The sequence below is a fragment of the Brevibacillus sp. BC25 genome (assembly GCF_000282075.1).
In the GTDB taxonomy this organism is placed as follows: Bacteria; Bacillota; Bacilli; order Brevibacillales; family Brevibacillaceae; genus Brevibacillus.
Genome location: NZ_AKIX01000031.1, coordinates 76,700 through 103,516, shown reverse-complemented (window position 1 = coordinate 103,516; position 26,817 = coordinate 76,700). Strand labels below are relative to the sequence as shown.

Below are 26,817 nucleotides of genomic sequence, written 5' to 3'. Positions count from 1 at the left end.
ACCTATGAAAATCGTCGGAATTGCAGGTTCTAATGTAGGCTCGAAAACAAGAACAGCGATGGATTTGACACTCAAAAAGGCCCGGGGAAAATACCCGGATGCAGAAATTACGCTGCTTGACCTGGCCGAGTACAATCTCGTCTTCAGTGACGGTCGGAATTACACCGATTACGAAGGCGACACCAAGTTCGTGACTGAAACCATCATGGGAGCCGATGCGCTTATCATTGGAACACCCACATTCCAAGCATCCATCCCAGCCACATTGAAGAACATTTTTGACCTGTTGCCCGTCAACGCATTCCGGGATAAAGTGGTCAGCGTATTGGTCACAGCAGGAACGTCAAAGCACTATCTCATGGCGGAACAACAGTTGAAGCCGATCCTCTCTTATATGAAGGCGCATATCGTACCCACTTATGTCTTTATCGAAGAGAAGGATTTCAACCGCAAAGAAATCATCAATGACGATATTCACTTCCGCCTGGAGCGTCTCGTCGAGGATACGGTACTGCTCGTCGATGCGTATGCAAGGATTCGGGAGCAAAAAGATGCGGAGTACGATTTTTAATCGAATCAACTTTATCTCAAATTAGAGAAACTTGATTCAAAGACATCAACCGAAAGAGTTAGGAGGTGATCGTCATGTAGTAGACACCTGAAGGCCTATACATGACACCATCTAATTCAAAAACAAAAATTCTAGGAGGAATTATCCATGACAACGAAAAACCACAATGTAATTGATGTAAACGATGCAGCTCTGTTGTTGATCGACCACCAAAGCGGTTTGTTCCAAACAGTAGGGGACATGGATGTGCCAACACTCCGCCGAAACGTGATCGCCCTTGCAAAAGTGGCAAAGCTGCTGAATATCCCGACACTCACAACTGACTCTGTACCAACTGGCCCGAATGGCCCATTGATCCCAGAAATCGCTGAAATCCTGCCAAATAACGTGTATGTACCGCGTAACGGTGAGATCAATGCTTGGGATAACCCTAATTTTGTAAAAGCGGTTGAAGCCACTGGCAAGAAGACCCTGATTATTGCCGGTACACTCACCAGCGTTTGCATGGCGTTCCCTACCTTGTCTGCACTGGCAGAAGGCTACAAAGTCTTCACAGTTATTGACGCATCGGGTAACTGGAGCAAGATGGCGACAGATATTACACTGGCTCGCGTAGTGCAAGCAGGAGCAGTTCCTATTGATACACTCGCTGTCATGTCCGAACTGCAAAAAACATGGAACCGCCCAGATGCCCTAGAGTTCGCAGAAATTTATGCGGAAGTAATGCCAAACTACGGCCTGCTCATCGAAAGCTTCCAAAGAGCGTTTAAAGAAGGCCAGGCAGCTAAGTAACCTGCCGTCCAACAACCATCATAAATAAAAGACGCGGATCTTCTTCTCAAAAGGAAAGAAGGTCTGCGTCTCTTTTATTTTTCTATCTTCTGCTTCTGTCCAACCAAACCAAAGAAAAACATATCCACCCATTGCTTCATACTCAACGTTACTCGCTCACGATTCGATGCTTCCCAATGCCGTCCCAGCTCATTTTTGTACATCGTGAAGTACATCATCATCATTTCTTCTGTCAGATCACGCTGAATATAACCCTCCTGCTTCCCAAGCGCGACAAACTTCGTAAAAAAATGCCTGATTTTTTGTTCGTATTCGCTTTCTATTCGTTGCAGCAAGCCACTTAATTCAGAAAAGGGGGGCTCCTGTTAATCGGTAGATTGATTCCGTTAGTATTTCAACTGTCTGGAAAAATGCTGATACTCCTTAATTCTTATATGCGCATCACACGTTCTGCCGCTCCTTCATGGAAGCATCACTACCTCATTATGATTGGTGTAAAACCGGAGGCTCAAGGCAAAGGAGTCGGCAAAGCCCTGATGCAACACCTGTTTCAAACCATAAAGGATGACCACGAATCGCAGGGAATCGCGCTGGATACGGAAAAAGAAGAGAATGTGGGTTTGTATCGCAAACTAGGATTTACGTTACGAGAACAAACTAAAATCGATGATGTGCCTGTGTATTGTATGGTCTATCAAAAAAATCACTAGAATGACGGATACATGCTGCCGCCACTTCGCATTATGTTACAATTATTGTAAGAAACACACACATCGATGGAAGCGAGTTGATCTTATGAAAAAGAAAGTGATCCTGGCCGGCGGCACTGGCTTTATCGGCAAGTATCTGGCAGACAAATTCAATCAACTTGGCTACGAAGTAATGATCATCGCAAGAACTTCCCCTCATATAACATGGGACAATCACGCAAAAATCGTGGAAGCTTTGGAAGATTCCGAGCTGCTCATCAACCTGGCGGGCAAATCCGTCAACTGTCGTTACCATGATAAGAACAAGGAAGAAATCCTGAAATCTCGGACAGAGACCACTCATATACTCGGCAATGCTGTTTTGGCTTGCAAAAACCCACCTTTGCTCTGGCTCAATTCCAGCACAGCCACCATCTATAGGCATGCGGAGGATCGTCCCATGACAGAAGCGAGTGGGGAGATTGGAACAGGCTTTTCCGTTGATGTCGGGAAGCAATGGGAAGCGGCCTTCTTTTCCTTTGATTTGCCGCATACGAGACAAGTTGCCTTACGCATGGCAATCGTGCTGGGTGAAAACGGCGGGGTTATCGATCCATACAAAAATCTCGTTCGCTTTGGCCTTGGGGGTGTACAAGGGTCTGGCAATCAGCGTTTTAGCTGGATTCATGTCGAAGATATCTTCCAGATCATTCTCTTCTTGAAAGAGCGAACAGACTTAAGCGGCGTATTCAATTGTTCTTCTCCACACCCCGTCACAAACCGTGAATTCATGCAGCATTTTCGCAGCGTGATGAATCGAAGCTTCGGACTGCCTTCTCCCAAATGGATGCTCGAAATGGGGGCCATAATGATCGGAACGGAAACAGAGCTGGTGCTGAAAAGCCGCTGGGTCATTCCAGAAAGGCTTGAGCGTGAAGGGTACCAATTTCGTTTTGCCCATATTGATAAAACGTTGCAGGATATCTTGAAATGACCGAAAAACCTTCCAAGAACTATGTTCTTCACGCAAAAATAGGGACGTTACCTTTATTGACGAGCCACATCTCGTAGCCAAAATGGGGCAAACGGAAACCTGGATGACCTTTTTTAAAAGACACAGAATAGAATACACATGCCTTCGTGAGTGAAGTACAAGGAGAGATCGTTTCATTTTGAACGGTCTCTTTTTTTATTTCCCCACAAATTTGTATCTGTCACTATACTTCATCAACTGCACGGCTTTTACTTTGCTACCTCTTTGCTAATAGCATCATTGGATTTTAATTCCTGCTCATTCCCTTACACTTCCTTAACATGGGAAAAGTCATTTCTCAATATAAGCGTGATAGGATCGTACAAGAAACAAGCAGCAGCTTTAAAAGGAGACTTCGTATGAAAAAATGGATGTTTACTCTAACGGCGTCACTCGTACTCTCGACCCTTTTCGGTTACGGTCAAACCCATGCTTCCGGTACGAATTCAGCTGGTGTCCATAATGGTAAAACACGTTCTGTAGGCAGCCTTTCCTTTATTGGAGAACAAACCATTCCATATGGCCAGCAGTTTGAAGGAACGACTATTGGAGGACTTTCAGGTATTCATTATGATCCAAAAAAAGGACAGTGGCTCATCATCAGTGATGATCGGTCTGATAAAAACCCTGCGAGATTCTACCAAGCAAAATTAGCCTACGATCATAAACAGTTTCAACCGGTTCAACTATCCGGTGTAACATTTTTAAAGCAGCCAAATGGAAGCTATTATCCCAATCAAAAACAATTCGCAACGCAAGGTGGAGAAATCCCGGATTTGGAAGACATTGCGGTAGACCCTAAGGATGGAACCATCTGGTATACAACGGAAGGCAGCCGATCACATGGCATGAATCCATCAGTTAAGCATGCGACCAGAGATGGGAAGTATTTATCTTCGTTCCCGGCGTCAAAGCTATTCACCATGACTCCAAAGCTCGAAATCGGACCTCGCCAAAACCAAAACTTTGAAGGTCTCAGCTTTTCGCCAGACGGTTCGACTCTTTGGGTTTCTATGGAAAACGCTGTCTATCAGGATGGAGGACTCCCTACGGTAAACGCTGGATCGCTCTCGCGCATAACGCAATATGATCGCAATGGAAATATGAAAGCGCAATATGCCTATCCGGTTGATGCCATCCCTGCAAAACCGGGTCCTGGAAAGTATGCGGATAATGGGGTAACAAGTATTCTCGCTGTCAATGATCATCAACTCTTGCTGACAGAACGAGCCGGAGTTGAAGGAGCAGATGGAACCTTCTCCTTCCATGTTCGTGTGTATGAGATTGATACAACAGGTGCCACTGACATTTCCAATCTGGATTTGTTACTTGGAAAGAATATTACTCCCGTTAAAAAACGGCTGGTCCTCGATTTATCCAAATCAGGACGGCATATCGATAACATCGAAGGAATAACGTGGGGACCCAAGCTTCCGAACGGGCACGACAGCTTGGTTCTGGTTTCAGATAACAACTTTGCAAGTACACAAACCACTCAGTTTTTAGCTTTCGAAGTGCTACCTAAAAAGTGAGCAATGGGGTATAGGAAAAGGGGCTTTCCCCAAAAAGTCATGAAAATGACTAGGGATCGCCCCTGCTTCTATTTCCTTTATCCTTTCACCGTAGCAATCGGCGCCACTTCGGCTACAATCTCAGCCATCCCATGATCCACATGCGACCGAATCACAGGAGTAATATCTTTATAGGCATAAGGCGCCTCTTTTTTCAGCTCTTCTTCCCATTTCTTCAAAATATCGCTCCGTCCGCGCAAGTCCGCCCGCTTCGGGTCAATCGGATTGATCACGCGGAAGTTAGCAAGAAACTCGCGAAATCGGTCATCGTCCACTTTCACAGCATCTCCGCGAGAAAGTGCACGACCTGCACCATGGCTTGCGCTATACAAGCTATCCCGATTGCCGAGCCCCGCCAAAATAAAGCTGTGCGAGCCCATGGAACCGGGAATAAACACAGGTTCACCCGTATACTGAAACGGCGTGCCCATCATTTGCTCGGCCGATTTCGCCGTACACGACCCTTTTCGATGCAAAAATCCGCCCACCTGCTCCAGCTGCTCTTCCCACAAATAATTATGAGGCGCATCGTACAACAGCCTGTGTTCAAAATCGCCCAACACATCGGAAATCGATTTGTACATCATCAGACCCAGCATCAATCGATTGGCAAATGCAAAGTTCGCCGCATTGTGCAGGAGACTCCAAAACATTTTCCACTGTGGCAGGGAACGCTCTGAAAGAGGCAGTGGATACATGCCGTTATCCGGATGCTTCAAGGAAGTCGGGTACATCTTTTTCAACATCTCTTTGATCCATGCACCGCTGTTATAACCAATGGAAACAGAACCGGTATGAATCATGAGGACGACTTGCCCTTCTTTCAGCCCCCACTGACTGGCGATAGAGCCCTGATGCACTTTTTTGACCACCTGAATCTCAAAAAAATGATTCCCTCCGCCAAGTGAACCGATTTGTGCATCCCGGGAAAGCTCGGCAGGGCCGAGAAAGTCATCGAGGCCAATCGTTGATTCCGCGATAAAGGACCCCATTTTATTAACATGGTTCAAATCCAGCTCCTGCTGTTTCTCGTTGTAATAACGCCAAATTCCCTCGCTATTCGCTTCCTTGTGGCTGTCCAGTATGCCGATCAGACCTTCCTTGAACATTTTCTCACGCATCTGCCGCGTCATGGGAATATTGCGGCCCCCTTCGAAAAAAACATGGCGAACATTCCGCTCAATGGCGTCCAGGTGTGTGCGAATCTGTTCCTCGCACAAATCCGTGACATACAGACGCATCCCGCAGTTAATATCGTTGCCAATCGCTTGCGGAAGCACAAACCCACGTGTAAACAGCGTCGTGCCTACAGGAATGCCGCTCCCTTTGTGAAAATCGGGTGTAATCGCTACTTCCAAAACTCCGGCATCGGGATCGTCAAAATAATCGGGTGAATGCTTTTGCAGCGTTGCAATCGTTTCATTCACCTCTAAAAGTCGATGAAGCTCCTCTACCGCATTATTTTCCACTTTTACTTCCGGATTGATGAAATATTTAATCGGCGTGTTGCTCAAAAGAAGACCACCTTTATTCGTTTTATAGGAACGTACGTTCTTTGTTTATCAATAGAAAAAGCCGCTTCCAAAAACTCATTTCTTCATGCGGGGATGAAAAAATGCAGCCATGATTGCAGCCTCTACGCTTGGAGCTATTGGGTTATCACAAGGGCGTTATCCGCAGTCTATAGGAAACGGAGTTGGCTCACCCTTAAACAGCGCAATTGCGTAAATGGCATACCTATGGAGTTGGATCTTATCGCTACATGGTTTTATTTCATGCTTGGTTACGTATGCGAACATGTTTGAATCCTCCTCCTTTCGTTTCTTGCTCACGATCTTACCATTGGATAAATTTTACTGTCAAGCCCCCGAATTATCGAGGGCCCGAGTAATCTTTCCCTTTTACATCGAGTCTAACTCGCCTTCCATAAACTTGATCAGATACACCCCCGGCTGCGCAAGGAACTCCGTAAAGCTGCACAAGTCCGCATACTCCTTATGCTCCTCATCGTAGCAGCCTATGCTCCCTTTTTTCTTCGGATTCCACACAAGATGCAGATGGGAGTAGTTGTCGATTTCGGCAGACAAACGCAGCAGCTTTTGCCGACCAATTTTCATCTCAATCGTATCGGTCAATGTGAAAAAGTCGATATACGCGATGTCATACTCATTGTCCGCCAGCTCAAGACGTAGCTCTTCCCCGGTAAGGAAGCCAATTAGTTCTTCGGTCAGTTTAAATTTTTGCAGCTCGTACTTTCTGTTCTCCACATCATGCAGCTCGGCAGGTTCCAGCGATTTCAAATACGCAGCCAACTCCGTATCTTTATTGCTGACCGCGATGGTATAAGGCCGCTCGCCACCCTTTTCCGCTATCATAACGTCCGCACCGCGTTCAACCAAATACTTGACCATGGCGGCATTCCCCAAGCGCGTAGCAACTGTTAATGGGGTCGCTTGATACGGGTACACCATATTCGGTTTGTTAAAATTGATGTCTACCCCGTGGTCGAGCAAATAAGCGGTGGTCGTAAGGTCATGATCCGACACGGCTTCACGCAATACATCGCCGCCATGCAGTCTTATATCCAGTCCCAGCTCTTGAATGAGCGGGATGTTCTTTTTGTTGCCATAGTAAGCCTCCGAATAAGCGCCTGAGCGCACCTGATTGAGCATGTCCAGCTTGGCGCCTTGCGCTACAACAAAGCGAACGATCTCTTCCTTGCCATAACGTACGGCCTTCAAAAAAGCCGGTTTATTTTTGACATTCAGATTAACGCCATGCTCTACCAGCAGCTTAACAACTTCTAGTTTCTCCGATACAAGTGCCAGATCCAACGGACTTATCGTCGTATATTCGCTAAGCACGATACCCTTTTCTATATCCCAGCCTGCCGCAATCGCATCTTGCAAAGCCGGGACATTTCCTTGATAAATATGCATCGCGATTTCTGGCAGCTCTTCGAACCTCCCGATATCTTTCAACTTGATCATCGATTACCCTCTCCTAGCCTAGTCTTATGAAAAATATAGAAAATAAATTGGCAAAAAACAACAAATTTCTACCTTATTCTCTTTTGTTAGATTGAAAATACAGTCAATTATGTCTATTTTTGACGAATCTACTCGATAAAAAGTTTTTTCCCAATAAAAGGAGTAGTCTTACGAGAAGAGAAATACTTATGCAAATCGTCTTATACATAATTTTTAAGGAGAGTGGACTGATGAAGAAGATGCGTACTCTCGCTTCTCTTACGCTTGCAGCATCACTCATGCTGAGTGGCCTTCCTTACAATGCACTGGCAGCGGCGGAGTTTAGCGAACAGGATTGGGAGCAAGTAAACGAATTTACCAACGCGGAAGTAGAGATTGGCTCCGAAATCTCAAAAATCTCCCCCCTGCTGAACACCAGTTCCAGCAAAAACGTCAGTGTCATTATTGAGCTGAACAGCGAGCCTTCGATCACAGCTAAACACAGTGAAGGTTCAGAATCTTCCGTTAGATCATTGCGAGCGAAAGTAGAGGAGGAGCAAGAATCTTTCCTCGATGAGGCAAAAGACAACAAGGTCAAACTGAAGGTAAAGCGCAAGTTTGAGCACGTATTCAACGGGATGGAAGTAACAGTGTCAGCCGACGAGTTGGAAGAGCTGGCTGAACTGCCACAGGTGAAACGCATTTATCAAAATACGTATTATGAGTTTCCCGAAATTGATGCTGTCAGCGAGAAAGCATCGTCCACCAAATGGGATCAGGCCCCTCTCCAACAAATCGGCGTTCTCGATATGTGGAAGGACGGTCTGACAGGGAAAGGATTGAAGGTCGGCGTCATCGATACGGGTGTCGATTACAAGCACCCTGATCTCAAAGATGCTTATAAAGGCGGATATGACTCCTTCGACAATGACAAAGACCCTTATGAAGAAGCACCAATCCCTGTGGAAGATGACCGCGATGGAAAAGGATATGAAGGCTCCAGCCATGGAACTCACGTCTCTGGCACCATCGTAGGACGCGCCAAAAACAGGACCTCAGATGTGCAGGTAAAAGGGGTTGCCTACGGTGCAGACCTCTACGTCTACCGCGTATTGGGCCGAGGCGGCGGTAGCTCCGCTCAGGTCATCGACGGTATCGAAAAAGCGGTGAAAGACGGCATGGACGTCATTAACCTGTCGCTTGGTGCCGCCAGTGAGAAGAACTCTGACTCCCCAGATGCCATCGCTGTGAATAACGCGGTACTGTCTGGTGTGATCACTGTTGTATCAGGTGGGAATTCAGCCGACGATGAACGCGGCAGACATTTCTACACGGCGGGATCACCTTCTGGAGCGAGGCTGCCGATCACAGTTGCAGCGGTAGACTCCCCTACCGTGCAATATGACGGCTCAGCAACCTCGGCCTTCGGAGCCAATTACGAATTCCCTGTGATGGCATGGCAGGTCAAAAAGGATAACTTCGCCTCCATCATCGGAACCAAACCGCTGCCAGTCGTCTATGCCAACCTTGGCTCTCGCAGCGATTTTGAAAAGGCAAATGTAAAAGGCAAAGTCGCTCTCGTTTCCCGTGGTTCTCTCGGCTTCACGGAAAAAATCGATAACGCCCGAAAAGCTGGTGCAGTCGCTATCGTGGTCTTTAACGGTAACGACGTAGACGGGGACGGCGTAGCTGACTTGGATATCCGTGATCGCGAGGACTATGTCAACACAATCCTGGGTGACCAAATCGAAGCAATCCCTACCTTCGACATGAAGGGTTTGGAAGGCCGGACACTGGCAAAAGAGCTGCTGGCTGACGCTGAAAAAGCGAAAACACTGACGTTTACGTTCTCAGGAAACTACCCAAGCACAAATGATCCGGGCGACCGAATCGCCGGATTTAGCTCACGCGGTCCAATCATGGGCGACGATTACAGCATCAAGCCGAATCTGGCTGCACCAGGTGTAGCCGTTCTATCCAGCTATCCATCTTGGAGCAAGCTTATCCCTAACGCCAAGTACGACAAGGCATACGCCCGTCTAAACGGTACAAGCATGGCGGCTCCGCACGTTTCCGGTCTTGCCCTGCTGTTGAAACAGGCACATCCGGACTGGACCCCTGCTGATATCAAGGCAGCGCTCGCGAACACCTCAAAACCGCTGTATAGCCCAGACGGCACACTGTACGATGTGTACTCTCAAGGTGCAGGTCGCGTAAACGGCTACGCCGCATCGAAAACACCTGCTGTTCTGACAACGGTAGAGCAGCTCACCATTTTGGGCGAAGATTTTGAGCCGAAGACCATTCCGTATTATGCGGATAACGTTTCCTTTGGCTTGCTGAAGGCTGGCAGCAATACCGTCACGAAAACGCTCCAGCTGAAAAACCTGTCCAAGAAAGAAGTTTCTTACGAAGCAGAAGTAATCATGCATCCATCCGTCACGACAGATCCTTATAAGCCTGGCTCCAAAACGCCAGATGTCGATGACATCGATGTGGAAATCACCGATGACTCCATCTCCGCTAAAAAAGGCGATGCGACCACATTTGAGCTCAACCTGTCCGTTGACTCCGATGCAAAAGACGGCGTGTATGAAGGGGAAGTCCTGCTGAAAGCGAAAGGCAACCCTGACCTGCGCCTGCCGTTTGCTGTACACGTGGGAGACAAGCGTGAGGATACCAACTTCGGTTTCGACAACCTGAAGCTGTCCGATACGACGATCACGCCTGATGGCGATGGCAATGAGGATTCGTTCACACTCGAAGCCGAGCTGCAAGCCAAAGACGTGAACCAGATCTCTGTTGAAGCATGGGACATGGACGATAAATACGTCGGTACGCTCGCATCCGTGTTCAACAATTACGCGCTGATTGCACCAGGTCCTATCACCTTCTCTAATCTCGATGGTACCTACTACGATGGTGGCCAAGTAGCGAAGAAGCTCGATCCAGGCAAATACAAGCTGAAGCTCGTCGGTCGAAGCGTTGACCAAAGCAAACCGAAGGGTGAGCAGATTGTAAAAGAGTACGAAGCTTGGAAATCCTTCATGATTAAGGCGTCTAATAAAAACGCAGTCTTGTCCAAGGTAGTTGAAGAAGCCGAGGAGCAATTCGAATTTGAGATTGCGAACACCGCAGAGCTGGATCAACCAGTGCTTTCCCTGCCGGAAGAGAGCAATGAAGTGACTTATCAGGTGACAAAGAGCTCTGATGAGGCGTTTATCGACGATGAGGGGATTTTGAAGGAGCTTCCTGCCGAAGGTGAAGAGACAGTTACGCTGTATGTGACGATTACTTCTAAGGAAGATGAGTCGGTTACGCGGACTGTGAAAGTGGAAGTGACGTTGGAAGCGGTAGTAGAGTAGTTTGGTATGACGCTTCATAGATAAAGGAAGGCTCCGCCATGATGTGTGGCGGGGCCTTCTTCCTTCATCTCCCCCACTCCTACTCTGCGAAATCAAAAAGAACCTTCAATCCAAAAACGGATCAAAGGTTCCAAATGATTGCTATTAACTAATTAACTATACGCCAGTTCTTTTTCAACGAGACCAAGCGCCTCGTCTGTCGAACGTTGAAGCTCTTGGAGAAGCTCTTCGTTTTGCAAGAGTGACACGCCATAAGAAGGAATCATTTCTTTGATTTTCGGTTCCCACTCTGTCATACGTTGTGGGAAGCATTTTTCTAATACCTCAAGCATAACCTGAACAGCTGTAGAAGCACCTGGAGATGCGCCGAGCAATGCAGCTACGGAGCCATCAGCGGCACTAACCACTTCTGTACCAAATTGAAGGGTGCCTTTTCCTGCTGGTGTATCTTTGATAACCTGTACGCGTTGACCAGCTACCACGATACCCCAATCCTCACTTTTCGCGTTCGGAATGAACTCCCGTAGTTCTTCCATGCGCTTTTCATGCGATAACATAACTTGCTCGATCAGGTATTTGGTCAATGCCATTTCTTTTACGCCTGCCGCCAACATCGTGATGACGTTGTTCGGTTTTACGGAAGTGATCAAATCCATATTGGAACCTGTTTTTAAGAACTTTGGCGAGAATCCCGCAAAAGGTCCAAACAGCAAGGATTTTTTGTTGTCGATATATCTGGTATCCAGATGCGGTACCGACATTGGAGGAGCGCCGACCTTTGCTTTACCGTACACTTTTGCATGGTGCTGCTCTACCACTTCCTGATTTTTACAAACCATGAACAATCCGCTTACCGGGAAACCGCCGATATGTTTGGACTCTGGAATACCGGTTTTTTGGAGCAAATGCAGACTTCCGCCCCCACCGCCGATAAAGACGAATTTGGCAATATGGTCTTCGATGTTACCGGTAGCCATATTGTACACTTTCAATTTCCACATGCCGTCGCTCGTACGTTTGATATCCTCAACAGCATGATTGTAGTTAATCGCAACGTCTTTCGTCTTCAGGTAATCAAACAACATACGTGTCAAAGCACCAAAATTGACATCCGTACCAGAGTCGATTTTGGTTGCAGCTATTGGTTCATTCGATGCGCGGCCTTCCATGATGAGCGGAATCCATTCCTTCAATTTTTCAGGGTCATCGGAGTATTCCATTCCTTGAAATAGAGGATTGTTTGCCAGCGCTTCAAAACGTTTTTTCAAAAAGCTTACATTCTTTTCGCCTTGCACCATACTCATATGAGGTATTGGCATGATAAAGTCTTGCGGATTTTGGATGAGATTGTTTTTTACAAGGTAAGCCCAGAATTGTCTGGACAGCTGAAAATGTTCATTGATTTTAATGGCTTTGCTAATATCTATAGACCCGTCAGCTTTCTCGGATGTATAGTTCAGCTCACAGAGTGCCGCGTGGCCAGTACCCGCATTATTCCATTCGTTAGAGCTTTCTTCGCCTGCTTTTGCGAGTTTCTCAAAAACCTTGATTTCCAACTCCGGTGCCAATTCTTTCAGTAATGCTCCCAGAGTTGCGCTCATGACACCTGCACCAATCAAAATAACGTCTGTTTTTTGCTGTATGGAGCTCATATTACCCTTCCTTATCTACTGTTTTTGTAAAAAAGAAGTAGTAGCTCCTTGCCCCGTTGCAAGACGCTACGAAAACATCTTACCTTTCACAACTATAACTATATCATAGAAATTATTTATTGATTCAATTATCTATTATAATTAGAGGATTAATAACTATTTAATGTTGGTAAAAATGTAAGAATGCTGTCCACAGCGCCTTAACTCAGCTTTTTGCAAGGGTTCCATTTAGATGAAAAAACCTGAGCCCGGTAGAGGACCGAGCTCAGGTGCGTGGATGAGGCTTATGACATTTACAACAGTTTTATGGTTCTGTCACATGCTTCCGCAACGTATTGATCATGCGTAACGATTATAATTGTTTTGCCATCATCATTGAGTCCCTTTAGAAGCTTAACAATTTCGTTTCTATTGTCCATATCCAGTGAGCCCGTAGGTTCATCAGCAAGGATGAGGTCGCATGGTTTTAATAAAGTTCTCGCAATCGCTACCCGCTGCTGCTCTCCACCTGACAAGCCGTATGTTTTTTGCTTAAGCGGTATATTCAAACCCACTTTTTCAAGTGCATCGATTTTTAGCTTTTGCTTTTCCTTTCGCGAGTTTCTTGAATAGAGTAACGGAATTTCAAGATTATAGTCCACTGTTGCATCATCAATTAATGCGTAATTTTGGAACAAGTAACCGATCTTTGTCCGAAGAAGCCTGTTTGCTTGAGCTGAACCAATCCGAGGACTATTTTTTTCAAACAGTTTGACAGTGCCGTCACTCGGTTTTTCTAGCAATCCCATAATATTTAAAACGGTTGTCTTTCCGGAGCCGCTTTTCCCAGTAATGGCGAGCATTTCACCGTCATAGACCTTCAAATTCACCTGTTCAAGTACCAAATGGTCTTCATAGCGCTTGCTGACATCCACCAGCTCACATACCGTTTTCATATTGCTCAACCCCCTCCTTTCAGGACTTTCACTTTGTTTTTCCGTTCGATAACGAAAAGTGCAACAACAGATGCCATCAATTCAATTACGATCACTCCAACCCCTACTGCAAACACGTTGATTTCAGATGACCCGATCGTCTGATAGATGGATGTCGCCACTGCAAATACACTTGCCGCCTTCTCCAACACACTAGTTGCCAGCCCATTATTAATAAGAAAACAGATACCGATTTGAATTACCCATGTCGCTAGTAAAAACCACAAATACTCTTTGTATGTTTTAATAAAATCGGTACCAAATAATCTGCGAACGATAAATCTTCGTTGAAATTTGTTGAAGAATACGCTCAGATTCTGCACAACCAACACGATTAATCCCGCTACCAATCCGATGCTAAGGAACAAAAGCTGATCCCTCTGCTTTTGCAGATCGTATATCTGCTCGATAACGTACTGGTCAACAGATATCAGGGTGGTCAGGTTGTCATCGAGTTTGAGCCTTTTCATTTCTGTCTCCAGTGCCTTTACTGTCTGCTGGCTGTCTCTATTGATCAACTTCACCTTCAAAGGATCCCGCCCTCCACCACCAGTCATCATGTTTGCTTTATCTGCAACAAGACTGTTTTTCTCGGTGATCACTTGGATGATCGGATCTACAATCATATTGTTTTCTAAGCGAAATACATCAGGGTTGAAGCTGAAAATTTTCTGGTCATTCGCAGTCCAAATGATGGTAAGTTGTTGATTCCTTACGCTGTCGGGAATCACTACTTTAAACAGATTTCCATCCGCTTCCATACGACCCATTCTAATTTTCTTAAAGTAATCCAGAATATCTTTTTCTTTATCACGATATTTTTCAGGTACAAGCAAAATGAAATCGCTTGTCTCTTCTGAAATTCCCACAGGATTGTTTTGAATATCATACACGGGAAACTCTTGCAAATAATTAAGGTTTACAGAAATAGAACGTATACCGCTAGACTCCCTGTTAAGAATAAGTGATTGTTGCTCATACGCTATCGCGTTGATGTATAAGGCTCCCATTCGATTGAGTAGAGGGTAAAGGCCTGTCACTTCAGTTACCGTCGTTTTTGGTGAACCTTTCTCTACATCCTCCGAATCATTCCCAACCTTTACGGGATAGAACACACCATAATCCTTGCTGCGCTCCCAACTCTTCAGATTTTCCTGCTTGATGCTCAATTCATGATACTGACCCCAAATGGATAGGATGACTAATATCAGAAAGATGGAGCATCCGATCTTGAGCAGGGTGTTCAACGCAAAAATGACATTCGTTTGTTTGCGATTTTTGATTACATCAACTACCTTGATCCTAGAAATATAAATGTAGGCGAAGAGTGAAATGAAAGTGACAAAGACAAAACTAATCAACTGGGAAATGACAACACTTCCGATGAATGAAACAGTTGTGTCCTTAATTAGCAAGGCCGCAAGTACGGAGGCTGATGCTGAAAGAAGAAAAAGAATGGTAATGAATCTCCCTACAACTAGATACCAGAGATATAAGTTAGACAAGCCATGCATCTTCATAACGCCGATCCGCTTGGATTCATTAAATATGTAGTAGATGAGCATAATGATCACGATGGTAATTATTACGTACTTTATGTATGTAAAGAAATCTTCCTCGATTTCCATTTCTCCAGAATTGTATGATTGACCCTTGAAATCTTCAGTAGTAAGCACGGCCCCTTGGCCAACCAGTTTATTAGCAATTATTTTTTGGATGACACGGTCAACAAACTCATTGTACCGTTCTTCAGTCCCCTCGATAAAATACTCGCCTGCTACTGGAAGATGTTCATAAACAGTCTTAAGCGGTTTCATTTCAAAAAGGTAATGACCACCAAAACTCTTGATGATACCCACCTGATCCTGACTACCGGTATCTACCGTAGATAGAAAGGAGTTGCTCTTCTGCGTGTCTTCCGCGGTCAAAAACTTGCCCGTTGTTAATCGAAAGGAATCAAACAACCGGGTGTTGTTTGTCAGTAGCACGTATTTGTGAATTTGAGCCTCGTCATCTACACTGTAGTCTATCTGTGTTCGGAAGATATTGACCTTGCTGTCGACGGCTGCTTCGAGTAAGATCGGGTACATTTCATCTGGTGCAGCAAAATTCGCATAGTTGGGAATCTCAAACTGCTTTGATATCCCCTCTCCTGCCTTTTCCATTCGATCAAGTTCATTTCGATAAGTTTCATTGTAAACCAATAGAAAAGACACCGCGAAAACAAGAACTAGCAAACATGATAATGTCTTTTTCAATTCACCCGCTCCCCTCATGTGATGAAGAACTCCGCCCTTTCTCACAAACATACCATACGCTACTCAAAAGAGTAACGTATGGCAGTTGATTTCCAACTATTCTATTATTTAGGTGCAGTTGCCTCGTTATCCCAGTATGCATACCCGGTACTATCTTTTGGTCCGTAAGCATCTGCCTTCGAATACTCACCAGCGTCCGCATAAGCCTTATCAGTGCTGCTTCCTACCTTAGCTGTCGAAGAGTGGTAGTTCTCCGGGTGATTGTAGTGGGACCAGCAGTGCTTTTGCGAACCAGAGTTCTTTGTGCCGTAATCCCAGGTACCGCCACCAACGTTTTCTACCGCGAACGGAGACACCTTAGAGTTGACTAGTTCAACTTTGCCTTTTGTCTGAATTTCTTCTGCCGCCATCGCCTGAGAACCCATTGCCAAAGTAAGTGCTGCAATTACGCCTACCATACTTTTCTTCAACACAATTTCCATCTCCTTCAATTCTTTATATTTTTTGTCTTACATAAATATATTATCACAATAATTTACCAGAAAACTTACAGTTTATATAGTTTTTGGAAAATTATAATCTCTCCTATTATTTCGAGAGCGCCTTCTTCTTTTTTCTCGGGTACAAGACATATCCTTTTCCATAGTTGGAAACTAGACATTGAGGTTTCGAAGGATCATCTTCAAGACGCTCACGAATCCGTTTTATCACTACATATAGAGCATCCTTTTGAATGGTGCTGTTTTTTCCCCAGCCACGCCGGATTAATTCAGTTGGTGTCCTTTCTTCTCCCATCTTTTCTGCTAAGTAACGCAAGACTTTAAACATCGTTCGAGAAAGAGCGCGTTCCATTCCATCTTTTACAATGACCTCTTGCTCTATATCAAGATAACAATCCTCTCCAAGAGAAATTTTCATGTTGTCGACAGTCGAATTCATAGTTTACGGCTCCCCTCTCATAGAAAATGTCACTATAAGCTAGCATGCCTCTCGAGTTATTATCCATATTTTATCATAATTACCAAAATTATCCTATATTACTTTTTGATTATACTCATCTATCTAAAGTAAATTGCATCGCTTGCCGACAACTTTGTAAAAGAGGGCTTTTTTGCCAAAAGGGAGAACATAGGTGACTAGAAAATACTTCATCTGCTTTGAAGTTGAGAGCTTCTTTTCCTCGGAGCATGAGAAGCTGTCAAGTAGCCAGAAATAAGTAGGGAGATACGTATAAGGAGAGATGGAGATGAACTCTTTTATCCACACGACAACCAGCATTCCGTGGCAGCGTTTAACGACAGCCTATGGAAGAGGGACGGACATTCCGCGGCTTATAGATACCAGGCAATATGAGGAATTGGCCAATCTAATCGAGCACCAAAGCACCTTGTGGCAGACGACGCCGTGGGTGATGCTGATACTCCTGCAGGAGCTTGCCAAACAGAAACCAGAGCAGGTCTCTTCGGAGGAAATTCAGTTGTACGCGGCTGTAGCTTCTGCTATAAACGTGGACGAAATGAATTCACAAAATGCGGTTGAGACCATGAACGAGCTATTGGACGAAAAGTATTTATGGCCAGAGGACGAGGAAGACGATGAATTATGGTGGGAAGAAGATGAGCAGCGGGGCTATGGGCAGGAAGCCTTTTTTAGCTATTTTTCTTTCAGTTATTTGCTGCTAAAAGATGCCATTCCCGTTTTTACCGCGATTATGGAAGGGAATGATAAGCTCGCTCCCGCTATTCAAGAGCTGCTGCTTATGCTTCAGTCAGAAGGGGATAGTGCTGACGAATAGGTGTCGGAGTCTCTTTGATAGTACCCACCCCCGTCACTTTACGATGGGGTGGGTATTCCCAACTGCTGTACGTAATATCGATGTGCAACTTCTGCAATGCGATCCTGGTCTTCCCAGAAGCTCTGATCAAGCTTATCCAGCCGTTCTGCCTCTTCCTCGGTAAGGAACTGTGGAATATCCCAGAGTTGGGTGAGGCGGTTGTCTTCCGATAAATGCTCGATGCAGGCATATCCGGACTGGACGATTTCGAGTGAATGGACTGCCCCGATGGCTTGTAAGGCCCGTACCACATAGATATATGCTTCTTCTCCCCAGTTGCAAAAAAACTGCAAAAACCCGCCGTTATATACATCAGCTTCCAACAGCCATAAGGCGGCAATCTCTTGTTCCTGTGAGGTCAGTGTGTTCCAGCCCGAAGCATTCTTTTTCTGCACAAAGGCTGCGGCAAAATCGAACCATACGTCATGGATATCCATCTTACTCAACTTGTACGCCCCCTTAATGTTTAACCCCTTTTAGATCAGATGTGCACAAACGATACGAAATAAATTAATCTTATATGAATACATAATCGTTTGGTAGATGGCGGTAGCTTTGCGTGGCTGGCATCTAAGAAAAAGAATCATTTAGGAGGTTGCAATGGATCAGGTACTTATCGAACAATTGAATCGCTGGCATGAAGAAGACGAACAGCAGCGAATTGTGGACTTGCTGCTAACCGTTCCGGAGGAGGAACGAGAGTATGAGGCGGTCAGCCGACTGGGCAGAGCTTATAACAACTTGGGGCTTTATGATGAAGCAATTAACCAATTGAACAGAATTGCTGAAGCAGGTCAACAAGATCCAGTCTGGCACTTTCGGGTAGGTTTTGCCCTCTATCATTTGAAAAGATATGAAGAAGCGGCACAGGCATTCCGTACCTCGGACAAGTTAGAAACCGGTAATCAAAATACCGAATCATGGTTAAAATGGAGCCTGCAAAAAGCGGAGAAGCAGCAAAGACAAGAGCTTCGGATGGCAGCCAAAAAGGCAGCCGCTGTTGAGGGTTCAGCATCGGAGGAAATTCCTTTTTCGAACATGTCGCTTGATGACTTTTGGGATGACAGCGAGTACGCGAAAAAGTCCTATCTATCCGAGCCACCCACGGATGAACTGATCGCCTCGATCGAGGAAGAGCTCGGATACAAGCTCCCTGCCTCCTATCTTGCACTAATGAAGCATCAGAATGGCGGCATTCCGAAGAACACGTGCTTTCCAACAGAGGATCCGACCTCTTGGGCGGAGGATCATATTGCCATTACGGGCATTCTAGGCATTGGCCGAGAGAAAAGCTATTCGCTCTGTGGGGATCTCGGCAGTCCATTTATGATTGAAGACTGGGGATATCCAGACATTGGAGTCGTCATCTGCGATTGTCCTTCAGCAGGTCATGACGTAGTCATGCTGGATTACCGGGCATGCGGGAGAGACGGTGAACCCGAAGTCATTCACGTCGATCAGGAAAGCGATTATGAAATTACTTTCCTGGCTGAAAATTTCGAGGCATTTATCAGGGGCTTGGTGAGCGAAGAAGAATACGATACCTCCGAGGAGGACAAGGAAGCTGCTCTTTATAAAGTAGCCCACGGGAAGTTTTCTTCCTTGCTGGAGGAGCTGTGCAAGCCAGTAACGGAAGTGGAACAAATCGATCAGAAAATACGCAGCATTTGTACACGGATTGTAGAGGAAAAAGGCTTCTTTTCTTTTCATGCGGATGAACTCTCGTATCTGATGTACGATGTGCAGTTTTGGCTATACACAAAGTCATATCCCGATACCAGTCGCGAACAGTATTTGGCTGTCTATGAGAAAATGATTGCCTTTGGCGGAGAATTCGGTCAAGGTGGCTATGCTCCGGGCTGGATTAGCGAATGGCTGGACCGTCGCAAGAAGGAAGGTCATATCGTACAGGAAAATGGACACATCCGGTTTACAGATCAGTTCGTAGCGGAAGTGATTCAGCAGCTACGAGAAGCCTAAAATACATGCAAGCAACAAAGAGCCCACGTCAACGCGGGCTCTTTGCGCATCCCTGGATGCTATGTCGTACTACTCATGAAAATCGAGGCCCGACCTTACTTCTTTCACATACCCTGCCCGAATGACGAAATCTCCGAAATGTTCGCCTTCCTCACGTTCCTTCGCATACCGATTTAAGATCGGCCGCAGCTCATTCAGTATTTCTGCTTCCCCGATATTTTCACGATACAGCTTGTTCAATCGATTGCCGGAAAAACCGCCGCCCAAATACATGTTGTATTTACCGACAGCCTTCCCAATAAAAGAGATTTCTGCGAGTGCGGGTCTTGCGCATCCATTTGGGCATCCTGTCATGCGAATGACGATCTCCTCATCGCGCAAACCCGACTCATCCAAGATCAGCTCGATCTTATCCAGCAGTGTAGGCAAATAACGCTCTGCCTCAGCCATCGCGAGTCCGCAAGTCGGCAACGAAACACAAGCCATGGAGTTTCTCCGCAGCGCAGAATAGGAAGTTCCATCGGTGAGCCCGTATGCTTGAATGATCTTTTCAATTTCCGGCTTCTTTTCGCTGGTGACATTCCCAATGAGGAGATTCTGATTCGGCGTCAGTCGGAAATCCCCTGTATGCACCTTGGCAATCTCCCGCAGGCCGGACTTCAGGAGGTAGTTGTCCTCGTCTTTTACACGGCCATTCTGAATGAAAAGGGTAAAATGCCAGTTATCGTCACTCCCTTTCACCCAGCCGTAGCGATCGCCATTATGCTCGAAGTGATAGAGACGTGCCTTCTCCAGCTCCCAGCCCAGTCGTTGTTCCAGTTCATGGATAAACCATTCGATGCCGCGGTCGTCGATTGTGTATTTGAACCGAGCGTGCTTCCGCACTGCGCGATCTCCGTAGTCTCTCTGAATCATGACCGTTTTCTCGGCGACTTCCAATACTTGCTCCGGTGTGACGAAGCCGATCACCCGGGCCACCTGCGGATACGTTTTGGGATCGCCGTGGGTCATTCCCATTCCGCCTCCGACCGCAACGTTGAAGCCCAGCAGTCGTCCTTCCTCATGAATAGCGATAAAGCCCAAATCCTGAGAAAACACGTCAACATCGTTGGCAGGCGGTACGGCTATGCCGATCTTAAACTTACGAGGCAAATAGACAGGCCCATAGATCGGTTCTTGCTCTACCCCATCCCGACTGTCGACAACCTTTTCTTCATCCAGCCAGATTTCATGATAGGCGCGGGTCCGGGGGTCGAGGTGATTGCTTATTTTTTTTGCCCATTCGTAAACCTCTTGATGAACTTCCGACTCGTACGGATTTGGATTGCACATGACGTTGCGGTTGACGTCGCCACAAGCAGCCAGTGTACTTAACAAGGCTTCGTTTACTTCTTGAATCACCTGCTTCATATTCCACTTAATCACGCCATGCAGTTGAAAAGACTGACGAGTCGTCAGGCGAATCGTTCCATTCGCAAACTGCTGGGCGATATCGTCCATCATGAGCCATTGCTCTGGTGTGACAACGCCACCAGCGGCACGCACACGCACCATGAATTGATAGGCTGGCTCCAGCTTCTGTTTGCTCCGTTCGTTACGAAGATCCCGGTCATCCTGCATGTAGCTGCCATGAAATTTCATCAGGCGGTTATCGTCCTCAGGGATGGACCCAGAAATCCTGTCTTCCAGCGTTTCCGTCAGACTTCCCCGCAAGTAATCGCTTTTGCGTTTAATGTCCTCTACATCGCTGTGAGGAGCACTGTTTGGCGAAAGCAAATGATTTTCTGACATGGTTTCATCTCCCCTCTCATTCTTTCTCAATAATCAGTAGACATCTCGCTGATAGCGTTTTTCCTGCTGCATCCGTTTCAAATACGCAACGGCTTCCTCTGAATCGAGTCCGCCCTCTTTTTGGAGAATGGTGACCAAGGCTGCTTGAACATCATGCGCCATCTTCTTCTCATCTCCGCATACGTATACATGCGCCCCAGTCTGTAGCCATTGGTAAAGCTCCTTGCTCTTCTCAAGCATCCGGTGCTGAACATACACCTTTTCGCTTGTGTCTCGAGAGAACGCGACATCCATATGCGTCAGTACGCCCTGTTTGAGCCAACGCTGCCATTCGAGCTGATAGAGAAAATCCGTGGAGAAATGCTGATCGCCAAAGAAAAGCCATGTCTTGCCCGTCGCCCCAAGCTCCTCCCGCTCTCCCAGAAAAGCGCGGAATGGAGCGACACCCGTGCCAGGACCAATCATGATCAGCGGAGTGTCCAGGTTAGCCGGAAGCTTAAAGTTGGGGTTATGCTGCACAAATACTGGCAGCGTATCACCCGTCTCCAAACGATCCGCGATATAGCTCGAACAAACGCCGTACCGCTCACGCCCATGAGCCTGATAGTGAACATTGCGAATTGTCAGATGAACTTCGTCTGGGTAGGACTTTAAGCTGCTTGAGATCGAATAGAGACGCGGCGGCAGCTTTCTAAGGATGGAGACAAATTCTTTGGCAGGCACGCCCTTCAAATCGTAGGCCTCCACCAGGTCTAGCAAATCTCGATTTCGAACATAATCACGAAGCTCTTGCTCCTGCCCTTCCGCAAGCAATTCCTGCAACCCATTTCCTGATGATAGCTTTACTGCTTGTTCCAAGAGAGGCTTGGTGAGAACCGTGATTTCAAAATGACTGGACAAAGCCTCTTCCACCGTGCGCTCTTCCCCGTTTTTATGAATGGGAACGAGCTCTTCCGACTTCCAGCCCATCGTGTCAATCAACTCACGGACAAGGTCTGGGTGATTTTTAGGATAGACCCCCAAACAATCACCCGGTTCATATTCGAGATTGGAACCCTCAAGGGAGATTTCCAGATGGCGCGTTTCCTTATCTGATCCCCGTCCGTTCAGATTCAAGTTCTCCAAGACCACAGCCTGAAACGGATTCGACCGTGAATATTCGGTCTGTGTCCCTGACCCGATCACTGCACCGCCCACGACTGCGCTTGCAGCAGCAACCTGGGTGACGGAAGTTTCGTTGAGAGAAGCTAGAACATGATTCATCCATTCCGAGGCTTGCTCGTCGTAATCCACATCGCAATCGACCCGGGTAGTAAGACGCTTGCCGCCTAGCTCTTCCAACCGCTTATCGAACTCTTTGCCGGTTTGGCAGAACAATTCATAAGAGGTGTCGCCCAATGCCAGCACGGAAAACTGCAGGCCCACCAATTGCGGCGCTCTTTTGCTGTGCAGGAATTCATGGAAGGAGATCGCGTTGTCCGGTGGTTCACCATCCCCGTGTGTGCTTACCACAACAAGCAGATTTTCAACCTTTTTCAACGCATTCGTCTTGAAGTCGCTCATAGAGGAAAGAGTTACGTGGAAGCCGTGCTCCTGAAGCTTTCCGGTCAGCACCTTGGCCAACTTTTGGCTGTTCCCGGACTGAGATCCGAAAAGCACTGTCACCTCTTTGGAAATGACTGCCCCATTCGCAGCTGAAGTGGCTTGAAACCCAGCGGCCATCGGTGCTTCTACTTTGTGAAGAGCTGCAAGATACCCGCTCAGCCAAACCTTTTGCACCTCCGAGAGCGTGGGCAGCAACCGATTTAGGAGCTCTACTTGTTCCTGACTGAAAGGACTGTCTGTCACCTTAAGTACCAACGATATACACCTCACACGAGAAAAAATTAATTCCGAGTAATCTTATATGATTATTTACTTTAAGCTACCACAGCGAGTAGAACCCGAGCAATTGGAATTCGTTATTGTCATTATAAGTTTTACTAATCATCGGAAAACAACAAAGAGCCCCGGTCCTAAGATAAGGAACCGGAGCGTTTTTCACTCATATTCTTACTATTCAACTTGTTACGTACATGAAAAGTTACCTTTGTCCCTGTACCTAACGTACTTTCGATATGCAGTCCTGTTCCGAAGTGCCGTTTTAATCGCTGATCTGTATTGATCAATCCGACTCCTGAACTGCTATCTGCTTTTCTTTCTAAAAGTCGTTGTACTTGATCTTCGTCCATTCCGATCCCATCGTCTTCAACGGCTATTTCTACATGCTTTTCCTGGACAGAAATCCGAATCTTAATTTTCCCCCCACGAATGCGGTTCATCACACCATGTTTGATCGCATTTTCAACGAGAGGCTGGATCGTAAGAAAGGGAATTTTTACATCCTCACAGTCATCTATCTCCCAAACAACCTGTAGCCTTTCTTCAAACCGGACCTTTTCAATATATAGGTAAGAGCGCACCATACTTAGCTCCGTTTCGATCGGAACCAGCCCGTCCATATCTTCAAATTTGAATTTATTCCTCAAAAAATTGCTGAACTCATACAGTAAATCACGCATCTTATCCAAATTAATGTCACTTAAAGCCGTTACAGCACTCAACGCATTAAATAAAAAATGAGGCTGGATTTGCGCTTGCAGCCACGCAGCTTCTAATCGCAGTTGTTCCCGAACGGATTGTTTAATCGTAGTTAGCGCCTCAATCCGCGATTTTATTTCCATTCCTTCTACTGGCTTGGTCACATAATCGTTGGCTCCCGCTAAAAAACCACTTTGAATATCTTTTGGTTGGCTTCTTGCAGTAAGGAGCAAAACTGGGAGCTCCGTGAGTGTAAACCGCTCGCGAATCATTCGTGTCAGCTCATAACCGGACATCTGCGGCATCATAATATCGGAAATAACGAGATCCCATTCCTTTGTATCCAGAATAGCCAACGCTTCTTTCCCGCTCGTCACCATCGTTACTTCATATTCGTCTGGAGGTAGTATAGCTTCCAGCACCTGAAGGTTAACAGGGTCATCATCCACAATTAATAGGCGCGGACGATCGCGATTCACGTCTAATAGAGTTGTTGGTTTCGTAGCCGAAGGGATAGATTGTACGACTACCGGTTCGAATGAACGAGAAACAGCTACCTCTTCCTCCGCTTCCCCATGTGCCAGCTTTAACGAAAATGTAAATGTTGAGCCTTCCCCTAAGGCTGAGGACACATCCAACGTACCTCCATGGAGCTCAACCAGCTGCTTGCTTATACTCAGACCTAACCCAAAGCCACCTTCAATCATGGTCTCACTCGAGCTGGCTTGCTCGTACGGACGGAACAGGCGCTTTTGCATGTCCTCATCCATTCCAATCCCTGTATCATGAATTACAATAAAAGCTCTTCCGTCCTTGGTAAAAGCTTGAATGGAAATGATCCCTTCATTCGTATATTTCACAGCATTGTGAAGTAAATTGAAAACGATTTGAATCACCCGGTTCTCATCCGCGTGTACGGGAGGAAAATCTTCAGAGATTTGATTTGCGATTTTTACAGACTTTACTTCTGCGTTAAATTGCATCATATCAAGTACCCCGGTCACGATGGGCTGAATCCATATGGCTTTTTTCTGTAGGCGCGGGTTTCCTTCCTGTAAACTCATCACATCAATCAAATCATTTAATATCAAAGTCAGCCGTCGTCCTACTGATAAAACCGTTTCAAGCTCTTTGATACTCCTTTCCTGCAACAAATGTCGTTCCCTATTTAAAACGGATTGGGACATGTTCAGAATGCTATGTAGCGGATTTTTAAATTCATGTGAAGTGTTGGCCAGAAATTGATCCTTATGATCATTCATTCTTTGCAAGGTTGCAGCAATCTCTTTTGTGTTAGCATGCATGATGAAATAACCCTTAAACCACACAGTGGCTAAGCACCCCATCGAAATAATCAGATCAAATGGATAATAGACAAGACTCAAACCGCTTTCTCGCCAAATTAACGACCAAATAAAATGGTGAAGCAACGCAAGAAAAGAAAAAAGCAGTAAAAGATTGCTCATGATGTCTTTGATCAATTTTTTAAAGATGGAAATCAACGTGATCACTGCGGCGATACCGACCATTAGAAAATAAACCGGAAAGAGCATCGTCACCTGATCAGGGTCTAAAAACAACGTAATGCCAGCAGTCCCAAAATTCATCACCCTATATACAGGATACATCCTGCTCCAATAAGGGAGTTCGCGATGATTCATACACTCCAATAATGCATAGGCCCCAATGACGAGGGCAATATTCGCTAACCGGAAATCCCAATCAATGCCGATGTAAAATAATTGGTGGAACAACTTCTCATCGTTGCTTAACACGCTAGTAAGCGCTATGCATAATGTCAGCAAAGAAAAATACAGCAGATTCTTTTTCTTATCTCCTAGTAAAAATAAAATAAACGCATAAACAGAATGTATGAGAAATATCATGGCTGCCAGAAGCTGCGTAGAAACGGAGACTTTTATTTCCTTTGCAATGGCTTCTTCTGAACCAAATTTAATGGATCGAACAATGCCGCTGCTTCGACCATCCACATAATTTGCCGCCTGAATGACGATTTCGATTACCCCATTTTCGTCTGCCGTAAAGGTTGAAGAATAAGGCAGATTCTTCGCAAAATATTCATCCTCCGATTCGCCCACCCGCCCCGATTTAGCAAGCAATCGGCCGTTTACGTATAATTCTGATGCCGTGCGCACACTGGGTACACGAATACTATAATTCAGGTCCTTTTCCGGATTTACATACAGACGCAAGCGATAAGAAGCAAATCCATAGGGAGTGGACTTGTCTGCATGCAAAGCTTCATTCCATCTTCCCGGAACCTGAATAAGCGCTGGCTCCTTCTCGTCTATTCCTTGTTGCCGTCTGCCATCCATCAACCATTGGGAGGGATAAAACTCCCACTCTCCATCGAGTAAGAGAGTGTCGCCATCTTCTGCATTCCAATCACGCAAATCGAATTGCCCATTCTTAATGTCCGCTTGTTGATCACGAAACGATTCCATCCACAAAATACGCGCACCGGATAAGATGATTACTAATAGCCCGAGTAATAGTAGGATATGGCTCTTTTTCATTTGGTATTTGGGTATATGATTTGCCAAGAAGTATTCCTCTCCTAGTCATTTTCTTCTATGACATTCAAACAGAATCTATCCACAATTTACCACATGGGGTGTGACAGAGAAATACAGTTGCCATAGAAAAAGCTACGGTTATCTGAGGAGTACCGTAGCTTATCAAATGCAGTTTTTCTATGAATAGCAACCTATTCCGGCTCATATACGCCCCTACCAAG

Annotated in this window: 20 protein-coding genes and 1 pseudogene; 9 read left to right on the top strand and 12 right to left on the bottom strand. The window is 45.9% G+C overall.

What is annotated here, in order from left to right:
• Positions 1–4: 4 nt before the first annotated feature.
• Entirely contained in the window at positions 5–571 is a 567-nt protein-coding gene (locus PMI05_RS09255; RefSeq protein ID WP_007720278.1) for an NADPH-dependent FMN reductase, read from the top strand.
• A 147-nt stretch (positions 572–718) separates the two neighbouring features.
• Entirely contained in the window at positions 719–1,363 is a 645-nt protein-coding gene (locus tag PMI05_RS09250) for a hydrolase (RefSeq protein ID WP_007720277.1), read from the top strand.
• 74 nt (positions 1,364–1,437) lie between these two features.
• Here the strand turns inward: PMI05_RS09250 and PMI05_RS09245 are convergent, their stop codons facing one another.
• A complete protein-coding gene (locus PMI05_RS09245) occupies positions 1,438–1,698 on the bottom strand; it encodes a hypothetical protein (protein WP_238543274.1) in 261 nt (86 codons plus the stop codon).
• A gap of 75 nt (positions 1,699–1,773) precedes the next feature.
• Here PMI05_RS09245 and PMI05_RS09240 point away from each other — a divergent pair, with 75 nt between their 5' ends.
• From PMI05_RS09240 to PMI05_RS09230, 4 genes and pseudogenes are all read left to right on the top strand, one after another.
• Positions 1,774–2,073, top strand: a complete 300-nt coding sequence (locus PMI05_RS09240) for an N-acetyltransferase (protein WP_081496807.1) — start codon at positions 1,774–1,776, stop codon at positions 2,071–2,073.
• Positions 2,074–2,158: 85 nt separating this feature from the next.
• Complete coding sequence (locus tag PMI05_RS09235; RefSeq protein ID WP_007720274.1) at positions 2,159–3,046, top strand: TIGR01777 family oxidoreductase; 888 nt, start codon at positions 2,159–2,161, stop codon at positions 3,044–3,046.
• A 43-nt stretch (positions 3,047–3,089) separates the two neighbouring features.
• Positions 3,090–3,177, top strand: a pseudogene (locus PMI05_RS31340) (VOC family protein); the annotation flags it as partial.
• 267 nt (positions 3,178–3,444) lie between these two features.
• Entirely contained in the window at positions 3,445–4,617 is a 1,173-nt protein-coding gene (locus PMI05_RS09230) for an esterase-like activity of phytase family protein (protein WP_007720272.1), read from the top strand.
• 77 nt (positions 4,618–4,694) lie between these two features.
• Here PMI05_RS09230 and PMI05_RS09225 read toward each other — a convergent pair whose 3' ends face one another.
• A complete protein-coding gene (locus tag PMI05_RS09225; protein WP_007720271.1) occupies positions 4,695–6,170 on the bottom strand; it encodes an RtcB family protein in 1,476 nt (491 codons plus the stop codon).
• A 387-nt stretch (positions 6,171–6,557) separates the two neighbouring features.
• On the bottom strand, positions 6,558–7,646 hold the full coding sequence (locus PMI05_RS09220; RefSeq protein WP_007720269.1) for an ankyrin repeat domain-containing protein: 1,089 nt from the start codon (positions 7,644–7,646) through the stop codon (positions 6,558–6,560).
• Positions 7,647–7,876: 230 nt separating this feature from the next.
• On the opposite strand from PMI05_RS09220, the gene PMI05_RS09215 reads away from it, so the two are divergent.
• Positions 7,877–10,990: a S8 family serine peptidase gene (locus tag PMI05_RS09215; protein WP_007720268.1), complete on the top strand. Its 3,114-nt coding sequence runs from the start codon at positions 7,877–7,879 to the stop codon at positions 10,988–10,990.
• A gap of 152 nt (positions 10,991–11,142) precedes the next feature.
• Here PMI05_RS09215 and PMI05_RS09210 read toward each other — a convergent pair whose 3' ends face one another.
• The 5 genes from PMI05_RS09210 to PMI05_RS09190 form a co-directional block, all read right to left on the bottom strand.
• On the bottom strand, positions 11,143–12,642 hold the full coding sequence (locus PMI05_RS09210) for a malate:quinone oxidoreductase (RefSeq protein ID WP_007720266.1): 1,500 nt from the start codon (positions 12,640–12,642) through the stop codon (positions 11,143–11,145).
• A 293-nt stretch (positions 12,643–12,935) separates the two neighbouring features.
• On the bottom strand, positions 12,936–13,577 hold the full coding sequence (locus PMI05_RS09205; protein WP_007720265.1) for an ABC transporter ATP-binding protein: 642 nt from the start codon (positions 13,575–13,577) through the stop codon (positions 12,936–12,938).
• Positions 13,578–13,582: 5 nt separating this feature from the next.
• On the bottom strand, positions 13,583–15,874 hold the full coding sequence (locus PMI05_RS09200; RefSeq protein WP_039960502.1) for a DUF1430 domain-containing protein: 2,292 nt from the start codon (positions 15,872–15,874) through the stop codon (positions 13,583–13,585).
• A gap of 104 nt (positions 15,875–15,978) precedes the next feature.
• Entirely contained in the window at positions 15,979–16,356 is a 378-nt protein-coding gene (locus PMI05_RS09195; RefSeq protein ID WP_193375253.1) for a lactococcin 972 family bacteriocin, read from the bottom strand.
• Positions 16,357–16,462: 106 nt separating this feature from the next.
• The gene (locus PMI05_RS09190) at positions 16,463–16,813 is read right to left on the bottom strand and encodes a winged helix-turn-helix domain-containing protein (protein WP_007720262.1); all 351 of its coding nucleotides are present in this window, start codon (positions 16,811–16,813) and stop codon (positions 16,463–16,465) included.
• Between the two features lie 307 nt (positions 16,814–17,120).
• Here PMI05_RS09190 and PMI05_RS09185 point away from each other — a divergent pair, with 307 nt between their 5' ends.
• The gene (locus PMI05_RS09185; protein ID WP_007720261.1) at positions 17,121–17,669 is read left to right on the top strand and encodes a hypothetical protein; all 549 of its coding nucleotides are present in this window, start codon (positions 17,121–17,123) and stop codon (positions 17,667–17,669) included.
• A gap of 38 nt (positions 17,670–17,707) precedes the next feature.
• Here the strand turns inward: PMI05_RS09185 and PMI05_RS09180 are convergent, their stop codons facing one another.
• Positions 17,708–18,154 (bottom strand): DUF4375 domain-containing protein, encoded by a 447-nt coding sequence (locus PMI05_RS09180; RefSeq protein WP_007720260.1) that lies wholly within the window; start codon positions 18,152–18,154, stop codon positions 17,708–17,710.
• 154 nt (positions 18,155–18,308) lie between these two features.
• Between PMI05_RS09180 and PMI05_RS09175 the strand changes: the two genes are divergently transcribed.
• A complete protein-coding gene (locus tag PMI05_RS09175) occupies positions 18,309–19,688 on the top strand; it encodes an SMI1/KNR4 family protein (protein ID WP_007720259.1) in 1,380 nt (459 codons plus the stop codon).
• A 69-nt stretch (positions 19,689–19,757) separates the two neighbouring features.
• Here PMI05_RS09175 and cysI read toward each other — a convergent pair whose 3' ends face one another.
• The 3 genes from cysI to PMI05_RS09160 all read right to left on the bottom strand — a co-directional run bounded on the left by cysI (position 19,758) and on the right by PMI05_RS09160 (position 26,623).
• Positions 19,758–21,479, bottom strand: a complete 1,722-nt coding sequence (gene cysI, locus PMI05_RS09170) for an assimilatory sulfite reductase (NADPH) hemoprotein subunit (protein WP_007720258.1) — start codon at positions 21,477–21,479, stop codon at positions 19,758–19,760.
• 33 nt (positions 21,480–21,512) lie between these two features.
• Positions 21,513–23,339 (bottom strand): assimilatory sulfite reductase (NADPH) flavoprotein subunit, encoded by a 1,827-nt coding sequence (locus PMI05_RS09165; protein WP_007720257.1) that lies wholly within the window; start codon positions 23,337–23,339, stop codon positions 21,513–21,515.
• 155 nt (positions 23,340–23,494) lie between these two features.
• Positions 23,495–26,623 (bottom strand): ATP-binding protein, encoded by a 3,129-nt coding sequence (locus PMI05_RS09160; RefSeq protein ID WP_007720256.1) that lies wholly within the window; start codon positions 26,621–26,623, stop codon positions 23,495–23,497.
• Positions 26,624–26,817 lie beyond the last annotated feature (194 nt).